Annotated in this window: 14 protein-coding genes; 1 reads left to right on the forward strand and 13 read right to left on the reverse strand. The window is 67.5% G+C overall.

Going from position 1 to position 14,197, the window contains the following annotated elements; all coding sequences use genetic code 11:
* The first annotated feature begins 45 nt into the window (after nucleotides 1-45).
* A complete protein-coding gene (locus SLG_RS18235) occupies nucleotides 46-2,361 on the forward strand; it encodes a S8 family peptidase (RefSeq protein ID WP_014077996.1) in 2,316 nt (771 codons plus the stop codon).
* A gap of 8 nt (nucleotides 2,362-2,369) precedes the next feature.
* On the opposite strand, the gene ssb is transcribed toward SLG_RS18235, so the two are convergent.
* From ssb to gltX, 13 genes are all read right to left on the reverse strand, one after another.
* Nucleotides 2,370-2,912 (reverse strand): single-stranded DNA-binding protein, encoded by a 543-nt coding sequence (gene ssb, locus SLG_RS18240; protein ID WP_014077997.1) that lies wholly within the window; start codon nucleotides 2,910-2,912, stop codon nucleotides 2,370-2,372.
* A 207-nt stretch (nucleotides 2,913-3,119) separates the two neighbouring features.
* Nucleotides 3,120-4,985, reverse strand: a complete 1,866-nt coding sequence (feoB, locus tag SLG_RS18245; protein WP_014077998.1) for a ferrous iron transporter B — start codon at nucleotides 4,983-4,985, stop codon at nucleotides 3,120-3,122.
* The gene (locus SLG_RS18250; RefSeq protein WP_014077999.1) at nucleotides 4,985-5,266 is read right to left on the reverse strand and encodes a FeoA family protein; all 282 of its coding nucleotides are present in this window, start codon (nucleotides 5,264-5,266) and stop codon (nucleotides 4,985-4,987) included. Before SLG_RS18250 ends, feoB begins: the two co-directional genes overlap by 1 nt.
* A gap of 111 nt (nucleotides 5,267-5,377) precedes the next feature.
* Nucleotides 5,378-6,061 carry a COQ9 family protein gene (locus SLG_RS18255; RefSeq protein WP_014078000.1) on the reverse strand — a complete coding sequence of 228 codons (684 nt, stop codon included), beginning with the start codon at nucleotides 6,059-6,061 and terminating at the stop codon, nucleotides 5,378-5,380.
* A gap of 96 nt (nucleotides 6,062-6,157) precedes the next feature.
* The gene (gene ribH, locus SLG_RS18260; RefSeq protein ID WP_014078001.1) at nucleotides 6,158-6,580 is read right to left on the reverse strand and encodes a 6,7-dimethyl-8-ribityllumazine synthase; all 423 of its coding nucleotides are present in this window, start codon (nucleotides 6,578-6,580) and stop codon (nucleotides 6,158-6,160) included.
* Between the two features lie 31 nt (nucleotides 6,581-6,611).
* Nucleotides 6,612-7,463 carry a DMT family transporter gene (locus tag SLG_RS18265; RefSeq protein WP_014078002.1) on the reverse strand — a complete coding sequence of 284 codons (852 nt, stop codon included), beginning with the start codon at nucleotides 7,461-7,463 and terminating at the stop codon, nucleotides 6,612-6,614.
* Between the two features lie 3 nt (nucleotides 7,464-7,466).
* Complete coding sequence (gene ribB / locus SLG_RS18270; RefSeq protein WP_014078003.1) at nucleotides 7,467-8,756, reverse strand: 3,4-dihydroxy-2-butanone-4-phosphate synthase; 1,290 nt, start codon at nucleotides 8,754-8,756, stop codon at nucleotides 7,467-7,469.
* A 90-nt stretch (nucleotides 8,757-8,846) separates the two neighbouring features.
* Nucleotides 8,847-9,203, reverse strand: a complete 357-nt coding sequence (locus SLG_RS18275; protein WP_041392215.1) for a DUF1428 domain-containing protein — start codon at nucleotides 9,201-9,203, stop codon at nucleotides 8,847-8,849.
* Nucleotides 9,204-9,286: 83 nt separating this feature from the next.
* Nucleotides 9,287-9,892 (reverse strand): riboflavin synthase, encoded by a 606-nt coding sequence (locus SLG_RS18280; RefSeq protein WP_014078005.1) that lies wholly within the window; start codon nucleotides 9,890-9,892, stop codon nucleotides 9,287-9,289.
* A 9-nt stretch (nucleotides 9,893-9,901) separates the two neighbouring features.
* Entirely contained in the window at nucleotides 9,902-10,879 is a 978-nt protein-coding gene (gene ribD, locus SLG_RS18285) for a bifunctional diaminohydroxyphosphoribosylaminopyrimidine deaminase/5-amino-6-(5-phosphoribosylamino)uracil reductase RibD (RefSeq protein WP_014078006.1), read from the reverse strand.
* Nucleotides 10,880-10,881: 2 nt separating this feature from the next.
* Complete coding sequence (locus tag SLG_RS18290; protein ID WP_014078007.1) at nucleotides 10,882-11,331, reverse strand: hypothetical protein; 450 nt, start codon at nucleotides 11,329-11,331, stop codon at nucleotides 10,882-10,884.
* 76 nt (nucleotides 11,332-11,407) lie between these two features.
* Nucleotides 11,408-12,079 (reverse strand): energy transducer TonB, encoded by a 672-nt coding sequence (locus SLG_RS18295; protein WP_014078008.1) that lies wholly within the window; start codon nucleotides 12,077-12,079, stop codon nucleotides 11,408-11,410.
* A 763-nt stretch (nucleotides 12,080-12,842) separates the two neighbouring features.
* Complete coding sequence (gene gltX / locus SLG_RS18300) at nucleotides 12,843-14,195, reverse strand: glutamate--tRNA ligase (RefSeq protein ID WP_014078009.1); 1,353 nt, start codon at nucleotides 14,193-14,195, stop codon at nucleotides 12,843-12,845.
* Nucleotides 14,196-14,197: the final 2 nt, after the last annotated feature.

Raw genomic sequence — 14,197 nt, forward strand, 5'->3', positions numbered from 1 at the left:
GTGAAGCGCCGAAACGCCCGGGGGGGATTCGGGCGGACGGGGAGCATGAGCAGCATGACGCGCTGGCCGCGACGAGGAGCCATTCTGGCACTTATACTGGCCCTTTCCGCCTGTGGCGGTGGCGGCAGCATCAATTCGACGCCGGCGCCGGCTCCTTCTCCCCTGCCGACGCCTGCCCCGACGCCTGCGCCAACCCCTGCACCTTCGCCAACACCCACACCGGCCGCCAGCTTCGACACCGCAGAGTATCGGCAGTCCAGCGGGCCGTCCCATCATGGCGCGATCACTGCTTATGCCGCAGGCGCCTCGGGTGCGGGGGTCACGGTGGCAGTCGTGGACAGTGGCCTCTCCGATCCTGCCGGCGAGTTCACCGGTCGCATCAGCGCCGCCTCGCGGGGCTTTGGCAGCAACACGAGCTATGTGGACGTCGAGGGGCACGGCACCGCCGTCTCGGCCGTCCTCGCCGCCGGACGCAATGACCGGCACATCATGGGCATGGCCTGGGGTGCGACGCTCATGGCCTTGCGCACGGACGACCAAAGCAATTGCAGCGACAGCGGCTGCACGCACCCCACCAGCGCGATCGCCAGCGCCATCGATCACGCATGGCAGAACGGCGCCCGGGTCATCAACATCTCGCTCGGTGGCGGGACAGCGCCCAGCCAGCTGCTGCAGGCAGTGAGCCGCGCGACGGCGGCGGGCACCATCATCGTCGTTGCCGCCGGCAACAATCCCGAGGGCGAAGCGCCACTGGTCGCGCCGGATGCGCTCGCGCAATCCTTTGCTGATCCCGCTTATGCTCGCGGACTGGTCATCATCGCTTCGTCCGTGAACGAGAATGACACGGTGAGCGGCTTCTCGGCAGGCGTCCTCGGCTTCGAAACAGTGAGCCTCGCCGCGCTGGGCAATCGCGTGCGCACCATCGATCATGAGGGCGTGGACTATCTCTATACCGGCACGTCGCTGGCCGCGCCGCAGATATCGGGTGCCGCGGCGCTGCTGGCACAGGCCTTCCCCAATCTCTCCGGCAAACAGATCGTGGATCTGCTGCTCTCGACGGCACGGGACGTCGGCGCGCCCGGGGCGGACGCGCGCTATGGCAGGGGCATTCTCGACGTGGCGGCGGCGTTCGCGCCGCAGGGGCAGCTTCGCGTCGCCGGCACTGGCCTCGCCGTCACGCCCGGCGCGAACAGCGCGCTCTCCGCGCCCATGGGCGACGTGACCGGCGCAGCGCTCGGCACCGTCGCACTTGATGCTCTGGCGCGGGCCTACCGGGTCGATCTCTCGCCGGGCTTCCTGCGGCGAGGGTCCATGCACTCACTCGGCGCCGCGCTCGACCAGCATGCGCGCCATGTCACAATGGGGAGCGAGGCGCTGGCCCTCTCGCTGAACGTGGCGCCTGTCATGGGGGGCCTGTCGTCCGCCGAACCATCGCTTCTGGAGGTGGAACGCGAGCGCCAATCCCGCATTCTCTCCGGGGTCATGGAAGCCCGCCTTTCCACCGACATGGCCATGACGCTCGGCTTGCGAACCGGTTTCTCCGCGCTTGCGACGCGCGCGCAGAGCGGCGCTGCACCCACGTTCCTCATGGCCGACCATGGCTTCGATGCGCAGCGGGGAGATTTGCGGCCGGCAGGCGCCATGGCGCTCATTCACAAGCTCGGCGAAGGCTTCAGCCTGACAGGCGGCTTCGAGACCGGCCATGTCGGCGCGCCTGTGCATCGGCCCGGCGTAACCGACCCGGTGGCGATGCGCCCTGCCCCTTATCATGCCGTCAGCACGACGATCGGGCTGGAGCGGAGCGCGGTCGCCCTTTCTGCTGGCCTGACTCTCATGGACGAACCGGCAAGCGCGCTTGGCGCCCGGTTCGATCCGCTACTCGGCGGCCAGTCTGCCCGCACGCTGTTCGCGAGGCTCGGCGGATCGATGCGAGTCGCGCCGCAACTGACCTTCTCGGCCAACTGGCAATATGGCTGGACCCATGCCGCCGCCGGCGGCCTGCTCACCCGAGGCGGCCAGCTCGTGAGTGAAAGCTGGTCGATCGACCTTGCCCGCAGCGATCTCTTCGCGTCGGACGATTTGCTGGGCATCCGCATCGCGCAGCCGCTACGCGTCGTTGCCAGCCGTTTCGACCTCGTCCTGCCCGACCAGTGGGACTGGGAAACGCAGGTCGCCACCAGCCGCGTGGTCCCGCTCGCCCTCGCGCCGGATGGCCGGGAACGCAATCATGAGCTGAGCTATGCGCGATCCGTCGGTCCCGGCTGGCTGGGCGCCAATCTTTTCCTGCGGGAGCAAGGCGGCAACATCGCCGCCATGCCGGACGATCTGGGGCTCGCGCTGCGCTGGTCCGCGCGGTTCTGAGAGCCGACTCAGAAAGGAATTTCGTCGTCGTCGAAGCCGTCGTTGAACGGGCTCGCGCCAGAGGCCGGGCGGGCCCCGCCGGACGAACGCGCGCCCGCGCCGCCGCCGAAACCGCCGCCCATGTCATCGCCGCCAGCGCCCCAGCCTTCGTTGCGCCGGCCGCCACCACCGCCGCCACCTTCGCCGCTGCCCCCGCCGGGGCCGCCGTCCAGCATGGTCATGACCGCGCCGGGCCCGGACAGGACGATCTCGGTCGTGTAGCGATCCTGTCCGTTCTGGTCCTGCCACTTGCGGGTCTGCAGCGAGCCTTCGATATAGACCTTCTTGCCCTTGCGCAGATACTTCTCGGCGATGCCGATGAGGCCGTCAGACCGGATCACGACATTGTGCCACTCGGTGCGCTCGCGCCGCTCGCCGCTCTGGCGATCGGTCCAGTTGTCCGACGTGGCAATGCGGATGTTGCAGATGCGCCCGCCGTTGGAGAAGCTCTTCACTTCCGGATCGGCGCCGAGATTTCCGACGAGAATGACCTTGTTGACGCTGCCTGCCATGAAGCTCTCCGAAAGCGGGATAGGGAATTGCCCCCGCTTATAGACGCGCCGCACGGCTCGTCCAGTCCGCCGCTAGGACCGATCGCTATTCAGCCGATCGCGGGTCCGCGTCGCGGGCGATCATGAGGCGGAATGCCGGTTTTCCTGCACCCGGAGGGCACGGAAAACCGATCATTTGCGGGTCGTCGGACCTGAACCCGGCCCGACCTAGAGGCCCAGGGCCACCGCAGTCCAGTAAGTGGCTCCCGCAGCCAGCCACGCCAGCGCGAACAGATAGGCGGTCATGAAGAGAGGCCAGCGCCAGCTGTTGGTCTCCCGCTTCGTCACGGCGAGCGTCGAGATGCACTGCGGCGCGAAGACGAACCAGGCAAGGAACGCCAGCGCCGTCGGCAATGACCAGCGCCCCTGCAGCCGCTCGCCAAGGCTCTGCGCGAGCTGTTCCTCGTCGTCGCTTTCCTCGATGGCGTTGGCCGTGGCAAGGGCGGAGACCGCCACTTCACGCGCCGCCATCGCGGGAATCAGGGCCAGCGAAATCTCATGATTGAAGCCGATCGGCCGTAGCACCGGCTCGATCACGCTCGCGATGCGGCCAGCCGCGCTATACTCCACCGGGCTGAGATCGCTCCCCGCCGGGGGCTTGGGGAAGGAGAGCAGCACCCACAAAGCGATCGTGGTGACGAAAATGATCGTCCCCGCCCGGCGCAGGAAAATCCACGCCCGCTGCCACAGACCGATGATGACGTCCCGCAGCAGCGGCATCTGATATTTGGGAAGCTCCATCAGGAAGCTGCCGCCCTGCCCTTTCACCACGCCCATGCGCAACAGGGCAGCAACGATCATCGCGCCGACGATGCCCGACACATAGAGGATGAACAGCACCAGACCTTGCAGGCCGATGCCGCCGGCCACGGCGCGGTCAGGAATGAAGGCGGCGATGATGAGCGTGTAGACCGGCAGGCGGGCCGAACAGGTCATCAGCGGCGCAATCAGGATCGTGGTCAGCCGGTCCTTGGGATCGCTGATGGTGCGCGTTGCCATGATGCCGGGAATGGCACAGGCAAAGCTCGAGAGCAGCGGAATGAAGGCGCGGCCGGAGAGACCCACTTTCGCCATGAGCCCATCCATCAGGAAGGCGGCGCGCGTCATGTAGCCGGTCGCTTCCAGCAGGATGATGAAGAAGAAGAGGATGAGGATCTGCGGCAGGAAGACGATCACCGACCCGACACCGTTGATCACGCCCTGGACCAGCAGATCGCGCAGGAAGCCATCCGGCAGCACGGCTTCCACCAGCACCTGCAACGCGGCGAAACTCTCCTCGATCCAGGCAACCGGCGCTTCCGACCAGCTGAAGACGGCCTGGAAGATGATGAACAGCAGTCCCAGCAGGATCAGCGGCCCCGCCACCGGATGCAGCACCAGCTTGTCGATCGCGCCGGTCACGCGCCGCGTGGGCGTCTCCGAGACGATCGCACGCCGGGCGATCCGCCGTGCCTCGCGGCGCAATTCGTCCTCGTCGCGCGGCGCCTGCTGCGCCTGAACCGGCTGCGGCGTCGCATGGGCAGGCAGCGCCTTGCCGATCTCATCGGACAGATGATCGAGCCCGCGGCGCCGCACAGCGACGGTGGGGACAACAGGGACGCCCAGATCTTCCGACAGACGGGCCGCATCCAGCTCCAGCCCGTCCCGCGTGGCGAGATCGACCATGTTGAGCGCGACGATGCACGGGGTGCCGAGCGCGATCAGTTCCAGCGCGAACCGCAGATGATTGTCGAGATTGGCGGCATCGAGCACGATGACGAGCAGATCGGGCCGCCGCTCGCCCTGCTGATAGCCGAATATGACGTTGCGCGTCACTTCCTCGTCGGGGCTCTTGGCGTCCAGACTGTAGCTGCCCGGCAGATCGACGATGTCCAGGCCGCGCCCGTCGGGCAGGACCAGCCGCCCGGCCTTGCGCTCGACAGTGACGCCCGGATAGTTGCCCACTTTCTGGCGCGCGCCGGTGAGCGCGTTGAACAAGGCGCTCTTGCCGGCATTGGGATTGCCGACCAGCGCAATCAGTCCGCTATGATCCATCAGGCGGCCTCTTCCCCGTCCCCTGACGCGGCAAGGCCGACGGGGCCCGTCCTCACATGGATCGCATCGGCATGGGCCGCGCGCATCCCCACGATCATGCGTCCCACGCGACAGGCATGGGCGCCACGCCCGGTGAAGCCCGCGCGATGAAGCAGCTCGATGCTGGCGCCCTCGCACAGCCCCAGCTCCCGCAGGCGCTTGCCATCGAGCTCGGACATCGCTGCCCAGTCAACGCTGTCGACATAAGCGGGCTGATTGGGGGCAAGGGACGTGAGGCGCAAGACGGAGCTTTCTTCGATTTGATGCGAGTGATTATCAATAACATGCCCTTGGGGCAAGCCCATCGCGAGTGCGGCCGCACCGCCCCGGCTATCGACCCGCAGTCGGACCTTCTAGAGGCCGCGATATCGCAGCCGGCCAAGAAAGCGGGACATGCTGAAATGCCGGTCCCCGCGCGCGGACAGGCGCGCCTTGGCCTTTTCGAAGCGCATCACATTCTCGATGCGGCGCGCGAGAAACGCGCGCGTGTCGGCATGGTCCTCGCTCTCGTCGTTCACGAAGACAAGCGCGGTGGCCGCATAGACGGCCGCGAGTGTCGCGCGCTTGGTATAGTGATTGTAATCGACCGCCGTATCGCCGGCCGCGCGCCACATGACGTCCGCCGCGCGCCAGCCGAGCCGGGTGGCTGCGGCGATGTTGGTCGGCATGGACAGGATGGCCTGCGCGCGCCGCAGCGCCTCCCGGTGCGGCGCGAGCAAGGCGAGGCGGGCTTCCACAAGAGCCGTGATGCGGCCACGGATGCTCATTGCGGCAATCTCGTCCGCCCGGAGGCGCGCCAGCATTGCGGCGTCCACGGCGGCGAACCAGGCGTCGATCATCACCATCGCGCCGCCATCGAAGGCCAGCGCCGCGATATCCTGGTCGACGCCGGCATTGTCGGCCGCCATCGCGACCGCAGCCTGTGTCCAGCCATCGAAGGCGGCGTTTGCAGCGACCAGCGGCGCGAGCCGCAGGCGCAACATGTCGAGCGTTTCTCCGTCCAGAAGGCCGGTGTCGGCGGGCTTGGTGGCGATCATCGGTTTCCCTTAGCCGATCCCGATGGCGCTGTGGAGCATTCCTTGGCGGAAAGGGCCAGAAAAGCTGCGCAAAACCGCCCGGCCCGGCAGCGCGCCTCAGTCCCGGAAGCTGCTCGCGATCTCCAGCATGCGGATGGCCGCCTTTGCCGCTTCGCCGCCCTTGTCCTTCTGCGCCGGATCGGCGCGAACCAGCGCCTGCGCCTCGTTCTCGACGGTCAGGATGCCATTGCCGATGGCGATGCCGTCCATGGCCAGCGCCATGAGCCCACGCGCGCTCTCGTTGGAGACGATTTCGAAATGATAGGTCTCGCCCCGGATGACGACGCCGATGGCCACGAAGCCATCATAGCGTCCGCTTTCCGCCGCCATGGCGACCGCGCCGGGCACTTCCAGCGCGCCGGGCACCGTGAGCACCTCCGCCCGGTGCCCCGCTTCCTCGATGGCGGCTTTCGCGCCGGCGATCAGCAGATCGTTGAGATGCTCGTAGAAGCGCGCTTCGACGATGAGGAATCGGGCCATGGCTTGTCCTTTCGGGAACGGAGAGGGAAAATCATGAGAAAGCGGTGCGTGCGATGACACCGAGCGTGCCCGCCGTCACCAGCAGCCCACCGCAGATGCGCTGCCAGCCGAGCTTCTCCTTCAGCATCACGGAGCCAAGCACAAGCCCGACGATGAGGCTCGTCTCGCGAATCGCCGCCACCGCGCCGACCGGGGCGAGGCCGAGAGCGAACAATGCCGGCGCGAAGGAAATGACCGCCATGATGCCGGCGACCAGCCCCGCCTTGCGGTCACGGCGCATCAGCGCCAGCCCCTCGCGCCCGTAGCGTGCGAACAGCAGCAGCGGGATCGGGAAGGCGCCGAGCAGGAAGAACCAGGCGACGAAGGTCAGCATGTCCGGCGCGATGCGCACGCCATGGGCGTCGACCAGCGTGTAGGTGGTGGTGAAGAGACCCGTGATCGCGGCGGCGATGAAGCCGGTGCGCGTGATCGCGCCCTTGCCGGCGAGGAAGAGGATGCCGCCGCTCACCAGCGCCACGCCGACCAGCGCGATGCCGTCGAGCCGGTCACCCAGCAGCGCCATGCCCAGCAGGGCCGTGAAAATGGGCACGAAGCCGCGCGCGATCGGGTAGGCCGCCGTGAAGTCGCTCACCGCATAGGACCAGGACAGCACGACCTGATAAATCGCATGGACCGCCACGGCCGCGAGCAGCCAGGGCCAGAGCATGGCGGGCGGCAGGCCGACCCACAAGACGAGCGGCAGGGCGATCAGCAGTTCCACCACCCTGATCCACGCCAGCGTCGCCAGCTTGTTCACGCCCGACTTGAGCAGGGCATGCGCGAAGGCGGAGGTGAAAGCGGAGACGAGCGCGAGCAGCAGCCCCACCGCCGCGGTCGTTGCCACGCGTCAGACGCCGGAAATGGGGCGCTCCCCGACGACGGACAGGTCATAACCGTCGAGTGCGATGAGATTGTGATGACTGTTGGTCAGCAGGATCATGTCATGCACGCCCAGCTCGGCCAGGATCTGCGCGCCCACGCCATAGTCGCGCAGCTCATCCATGCTGCTCAAGCCCTCCGCGCCGGCGGAGCGAGCGCGCATGCTGCGACTGAACCGGTCCGTATCCGGACGATTGATGACGACGACGACGCCGGCGCCTTCCTCCGCGATGAGCTCCATCGAGCGGGCGAGCAGGCCAGCGCGCGCGCCCTCCTCGCCGAAGATGTCCGAGAACATGGAGACCTGATGCATGCGCACCAGCGTCGGATTTTCCGGCGAGATGTGCCCCTTGATGAGAGCGACCTGCTCGGATTGGGTGGCGCGGTTGAAGAAGGCGACGGAACGCCATTCGCCGCCCCAGCGACTGCGAAAGGTGGTTTCCGCCCGGCGCTCGATCATGTGATCGTTGCGGCGGCGATAAGCGATCAGGTCGCGGATCGTCCCGATCTTGAGGCGATGCTTCTGCGCGAAGGGGATGAGGTCGTCGAGACGCGCCATCGTCCCGTCATCCTTCATGATCTCGCAGATCACGCCCGAGGGATTGAGCCCGGCGAGGCGCGCGACATCCACCGCCGCCTCGGTATGGCCGGTGCGCACCAGCACGCCGCCGTCCCGCGCGATCAGCGGGAAGACATGGCCCGGCGTCACGATATCGGCCGGCCCCTTCGCGGAGTCGATGGCCACGGCGACGGTGCGGGCGCGGTCGGCCGCAGAAATGCCGGTGGTGACGCCTTCGCGCGCCTCGATGGAGACGGTGAAGGCAGTCTCGTGACGCGTGCCGTTGCTCGCGCTCATCAGGTTGAGGCCAAGCTGCTCCACCCGCTGGCGCGTCAAGGCGAGGCAGATGAGCCCGCGGCCGTGCGTCGCCATGAAATTGATCGCATCCGGCGTCGCCATCTGGGCGGGAATGACGAGATCGCCCTCATTCTCGCGATCCTCGTCATCGACGAGGATGAACATGCGCCCGTTGCGCGCCTCGTTGATGATTTCCTCGGCGCTGGCGAGGGCCGTGCCATGCTCGCGCGCGAAGAGATAGGATTCGAGCTTGCCGAGCGTCTCGGCGGTGGGGTTCCAGTCCGCTTCGTCCAGCCGGCGCAGGCTGTTGGCGTGGAGTCCGGCGGCCCGGGCCAGCCCGGAGCGGGAGAGAATGCCGTCACGCACAAGCTTACGGACGCTTTCGATCAGTTCGCTGCTCATGCGGCCCCGCTATCACATCAGCATGTGATATGCAAAGCGGCGATTGCACATTCCTCTCGCGCCGTCGGTCACAGGCGGCGGCCGGGCAATTCAGGTACGGCCCATCGTGCAGATGGGCTCGAAGCAGCCGATGATGAGGCGGCGTGCATCGAAGGGGATGTCCTCGACCGCGTCCAGGACGCCGTCCGCGTGCATCCGGGCCTCGGCCTGTTCGAGACTTTGCTTGTCGGGCCAGACTTGCCAGGCAAACACGATCTTCTCGCCCTCCCGCGCCGCGACCGCGCGCCGGAAGTCGGTTTCCTTGCCTTCGGGAACATAGTCCTCCCAGCATTCGACGATCTCGAGGCAGCCATAGCGGCTGAAGATCTGCGCGCTGTTCTCGGCCCATCGGCGATACGCGTCCATCCGGGCTTCCGGGACGGGAATGACGAGACCCGCGACGTACATGGCACAGCTCCTTCGCATGAAAGGATGTTCGCCGGTCCGTATATCAGCCCCACATGAGCGGCAGCAATGTGCCCCTCGCGGGATCAGGCCGCCGCGTGATCCTTCATGCGCGAGAGATAGCGGGCGAGCACGTCGATCTCCAGATTGACCATTCGACCGGGCGCGAGGCGGCCCAGCGTCGTCACGGCGAACGTGTGCGGGATGAGGTTGAGGCCGAAGGTCGTGCCATCCGGGCCGTCCTGCACGTCGTTCACGGTGAGCGACACGCCATCGACCGCGATCGAGCCCTTGGCCGCGATGTAAGGCGCCAGCTCGGCCGGGACGGCTATCGTGACACGATGCGAGTCACCTTCTGGTGTGATGGCCGTCACTTCACCGATGCCGTCGACATGGCCAGTGACGATATGACCGCCCAGCTCGTCGCCCACCTTCAGGGCGCGTTCCAGATTGAGCCTGTGCCCTTCCGCCCAGGCACCCGGCGCGGTGCGCGACACCGTCTCCCCGGAAAGATCGACCGCGAACCAGTCCGGCCCCTTGTCGACCACGGTCAGGCAGACGCCCGAACAGGCGATGGATGCGCCGATCGCCACGCCGCTCATGTCGTAATCGCAGCCGATGACGAGTCGCAGGTCGCCCCGCTGCTCGGCGGACCGGATGGTCCCGATGTCGGTAATGATGCCAGTGAACATGCGTCCGCTCTATCCGGCCCGCATCCGCTCGTAAACCTCCAGCCGGTCCGGCGCGAGGGCGCGTTCGTCGGTGAGCCGCCAGCGATCGTGCGCGTCGGCGAGGTCGATGAGGCCGATGTCCGCCAGGCTGGCCATGCCTCGGCCGATCAGGATGGGGGCGCGATAGAGCAGCAGCCGGTCGACCAGATCCTCGGTGAGGAACGCCGCCGCTGTCTGCGCACCGCCTTCGATGAGCAGATGATCGCCCGGCAGGCTCGCAATGTCCGATGGGCGCTCGACGGCAAGCCAGCCGTCCGGCGCCGCGCCGCTCCGGCTCAGCACGCAGCGGACCGGGGAGCGATCGGCAAGGCCGGGGAGCCGGATGTCCAGGCGCGGCCGGTCGTGCGCCAGCGTGCCCCGGCCGATCAGGATCAGCTCGTGCTGCGCCCGCTCGACATGGGCGTGGGCCCGCGCAGCCTCGCCGGTGATCCACTGGCTGCTGCCATCGGGCAGGGCGATGCAACCGTCGAGCGACGTCGCGAGCTTGAGCGTGACGAACGGGCGCCGGGAGCGCTGGCGGGTGAGGAAGCCGGCCATGGCGGCGCGCGCCTCGGTCTCCAGCATGCCGACGGTCACCGCGATCCCGGCGGCGCGCAGCCGCGCCACGCCTTCGCCATTGGTACGCGGGTCCGGATCCGTGAGCGCGACGACGACTCGCGCCACGCCCGAGCCGGCCAGCAGGCTGGCGCAACAGGGACCGCGCGCCGAATCATGCGCGCAAGGTTCGAGGCTCACATAAGCGGTGCCGCCGCGCGCCCTGTCTCCGGCCTGCGCCAGCGCCATGGCTTCGGCATGGGGGCGGCCGCCCGGCTGCGTCCAGCCCCGCCCCGCCACGTGACCGGCAGCGTCGAGCAGGATGCAGCCGACATTGGGATTGGGCGCGGTACGTCCACGGCCGCGCGCCGAGAGGGCGATAGCCGCCGAGAGCAGAGCCGTGTCGCCGGCCAAGGTCAGCGCGACGCCGTGTCCGTCGCGCCGGCCTCGTGCGCCAGCGCTGCTTCCAGCCGCTTGTGAAGCAGCTTGTTCATGGCGGCGATGGTTTCCTTGCGCTGGGCCCGGTTGCGGATTTCGTCTTCGCGCCACTCGATGCCGAGACTGTCGGCCACGCTCTGGAATTCGCGCTGCTTGCGCTCCAGCGCCGCCTCATATTTGGCGAGATCCTCGATCTGGCGGCGGATGATGTCACTGTCCTTCCGGTCGCTCATCCAGCTTTCGACATAGATGATCTCGCGTTCCTTGGGCGGGATGCGCGAATCGACAAGGAAGCCCCACAGGAGGAAGCCGGTCAGCGTGATCGACAGGGCAAGGATGCTCCAGCGATGCGGCCGCTCGCGCGAGAACATCTCGCGCAGGTCAGCGAACGCGCTGGTCGGGGAAACCGGGCGGGGAAGAATGGCCATGGCATCAACATAGGCGCCTGCCGCCCGGTTGGGAAGCCGCGGGACCGACGATCGCGCCGCCGGCCCCGCATGGCCCTCAGTTCTCGAGCCTGAAATGCACTGTCATGGTCTGGACGGACTGGACCGCGACGCCATCGCGCGTGGCGGGCACGAAGCGCCAGAACCGCAGGGCCTGCCGCCGCGTCTCCTCGAAGAAGACCGGATTGGACGCCGAGACCATCTCCACATCCGTTACCCGGCCGCGCGGATCGATCGTCACGCGCACGGTCACGCTGCCCTCCAGCCCGTCGCGCCGCAGGGCGGCCGGATAAGCGGGGCGGAACGCGTCGGCAAAGCGCGGGTCAGGCCGCGCCTTGTGAAGCACCGGCTCGGCCGGCGACTCGATCGGCGCGATCGGCTCCGCCGGCGTGATGGGCAATCTGAACTCGGAAAGGGCAATCTGGGGCCCGGTATCGAGCGGCACCAGCGGCTCCACGCGAACCGGGTCCGGCTGGACGGGATGAGGGATCACAGGCTGCACCACATTGCGAGGGCTCTCGGTCTTCTGGGGCTCCGGCTCGGAAGACGGTAGTGGATCGAGCGGCACATGCCTGATCCGGATCGGCGGATCGGCCGGAATGACCTGCACAGCGACCGGCAGCGCGATCAACAGGGCGAACAGGCCCCCATTGAGCGCGAGCGCGGCGGCCATGGCAGCCGGTGAACGGCGGCTGCCATAAGTGGAACGGGGCACTGACATGTCTGACATGGCACCTCTCCTGCACTTTTTGTAATGTTATAATGTTACCATTTTGCAAGGGCGGATGCCAGTCCGAAACGAGCATGGGGCGGCAGAAGGATGCGAGCGATGAAAATCGCTGTGGGACCAAGCCCGGCCCCGTCCATGGACATCGCCGGACAGGCTGATTCGCGGAGCGGTGGTGAGATCCAAGCCGCTGAGAGAGGAGAGAGAGAGCGATGGACGGCGCAAGCGCTCCATGACGGCCCTGCGATGCCGGTCCAACAAGGCACGCTGCCCTGAAAGTTGACAAAGATGACGACCCGTCCGGGTCATCTTCCCCTTCCGTGAACTTTCGATGCCATGGACAGCGGAGCCCGTCTCGGCAAGCCTGTGCGGCCGACCGGTTGATGGAACGCCAATCATGAGAAAGAACCGTGCCTTCCTGCGCCTGTTTCAAGAGCAAGCGTTCGGTGGGCCTGCCATGGCAGACGGCGTGTAGGACAGGGGAAAAGCGAGGCTGATGAGGCGATGGAGGGCAAGCACGCCCCCGCGCACACTTGCCGAGACAACCAGCGCCCTTCGGCGTTGCTGACGCCCCCCGTTCCCGCAGGCAGGGCGGAGCCTGCGGCAGCAAGGCTGTCGCGCCCGGCCCGACCACTTTCGAACAGAGAGCCTCAGGAGCTCCGGCCAATGAGTGCACGCGCATTCTCCGCCGCCGGAAGAACAGGGCCGCAAATGCTGGCGTTGAGTGCCGTCCGGGGTTCGAATATCCTCGGGCGGATGCGCCGGATCAGTCGGCCGCGACCTGCGCCGCCGCTGCCCGCAAGCGATCGAGCGCGCGCGCCTTGCCGATGATCGGCAGCAGCGCCGCCATGTCCGGCCCATGATCCATGCCGGTGAGCGCGAGTCGCAGCGGCAGGAACAGGGCCTTGCCCTTGCGGCCGGTCGCATCCTTGAGCGCGCCCGTGAGCGCGCGCCAGGGATCGTCGCTGAAGTCCGCCTGCGCCAGCATGTCCGCAGCCTGAGCGAGAAAAGCGCGATCCTCTTCGCCCAGAGCGGCGACGGCGATGTCGCCTTCCAGCACCGGCAGCCAGTCCACCGCCTGCGCGAGCGTGTCCAGATTGGGGCGAATCACTGGCCAGATCGCCGGCGTGACGGCCGCGGGCAGACGGTCGGCCACCGCCTCATAAGGAAGCAGGTGGACGATCCGCGTGTTCAGCCCGGACAATTCCTCTTCCGAGAAGCGCGCGGGGGCCCGGCCGAACCGCGCGAAATCGAAATGCTCGATCAGCGGCGCCACGTCGGCAACCGGTTCCACCGGATCGCTCGTGCCCAGTCGCGCCAGCAAGGCATTGATCGCCATCGGCTCGATGCCGGCATCGCGAAAATCGCTCACGCCGATCGCGCCGAGCCGCTTGGAGAGCTTGCCTTCGGCCCCGGTCAGCAGCGCCATGTGCGCGAACTGGGGCGTTCCGCCGCCAAGCGCCGCGAACATCTGGATCTGCGTCGCGGTGTTGGAGACATGGTCCTCGCCGCGCAGCACATGGGAAATGCCCATGTCGATGTCATCGATCACGGACGGCAGCATATAGAGCCAGCTGCCATCGGCGCGGCGGATGACGGGATCGGAAAGCAGCCGCGGGTCGAAATGCTGGGGGCCCCGGACCAGATCGGTCCATTCGATGGCCGCCTCATGGTCCAGCCGGAAGCGCCAGTGCGGCGTCTCGCCCGCCGCTTCCCGCGCGGCGATCTCCTCCGCCGTCAGCGCCAGCGCCGCGCGATCATAAACCGGGGGAAGGCCCCGGCCGAGAAGGATCTTGCGCCGGATCTCCAGCTCCTGCGCGGTCTCGAAGCAGGGATAGACCCGGCCGGCGGCGCGCAGTTCCTGAAACTTATCCTCATAGAGCGCGAATCGCGCGGACTGGCGCACCTCGCCATCCATATCCAGGCCGAGCCAGGCGAGATCGGCGCGGATGCTCTCGACGAAGCGCTCCTCGCTGCGCGCCGTGTCGGTATCGTCGATCCGCAGCAGGCACTGGCCGCCCATCTTGCGGGCCCACAGCCAGTTGTGCAGCGCCGCGCGGATATTGCCGACATGCAGCTTGCCGGTCGGCGACGGCGCGAAACGGGTGATGACGCTCATGC

It is taken from the genome of Sphingobium sp. SYK-6 (assembly GCF_000283515.1).
GTDB classification, from domain to species: Bacteria; Pseudomonadota; Alphaproteobacteria; order Sphingomonadales; family Sphingomonadaceae; genus Sphingobium; species Sphingobium lignivorans.

Excerpts from the sequence above, each read along its gene's own strand:
- SLG_RS18280 (WP_014078005.1), bottom strand. The coding sequence starts at position 9,892 with ATGTTCACTGGCATCATTACCGACATCGGGACCATCCGGTCCGCCGAG.
- ribH (WP_014078001.1), bottom strand. The coding sequence starts at position 6,580 with ATGGCCCGATTCCTCATCGTCGAAGCGCGCTTCTACGAGCATCTCAAC.
- gltX (WP_014078009.1), bottom strand. The coding sequence starts at position 14,195 with ATGAGCGTCATCACCCGTTTCGCGCCGTCGCCGACCGGCAAGCTGCAT.
- ribB (WP_014078003.1), bottom strand. The coding sequence starts at position 8,756 with ATGAGCAGCGAACTGATCGAAAGCGTCCGTAAGCTTGTGCGTGACGGC.
- feoB (WP_014077998.1), bottom strand. The coding sequence starts at position 4,985 with ATGGATCATAGCGGACTGATTGCGCTGGTCGGCAATCCCAATGCCGGC.
- SLG_RS18255 (WP_014078000.1), bottom strand. The coding sequence starts at position 6,061 with ATGATCGCCACCAAGCCCGCCGACACCGGCCTTCTGGACGGAGAAACG.
- SLG_RS18275 (WP_041392215.1), bottom strand. The coding sequence starts at position 9,203 with ATGTACGTCGCGGGTCTCGTCATTCCCGTCCCGGAAGCCCGGATGGAC.
- SLG_RS18235 (WP_014077996.1), top strand. The coding sequence starts at position 46 with ATGAGCAGCATGACGCGCTGGCCGCGACGAGGAGCCATTCTGGCACTT.
- ssb (WP_014077997.1), bottom strand. The coding sequence starts at position 2,912 with ATGGCAGGCAGCGTCAACAAGGTCATTCTCGTCGGAAATCTCGGCGCC.
- SLG_RS18295 (WP_014078008.1), bottom strand. The coding sequence starts at position 12,079 with ATGTCAGACATGTCAGTGCCCCGTTCCACTTATGGCAGCCGCCGTTCA.
- SLG_RS18290 (WP_014078007.1), bottom strand. The coding sequence starts at position 11,331 with ATGGCCATTCTTCCCCGCCCGGTTTCCCCGACCAGCGCGTTCGCTGAC.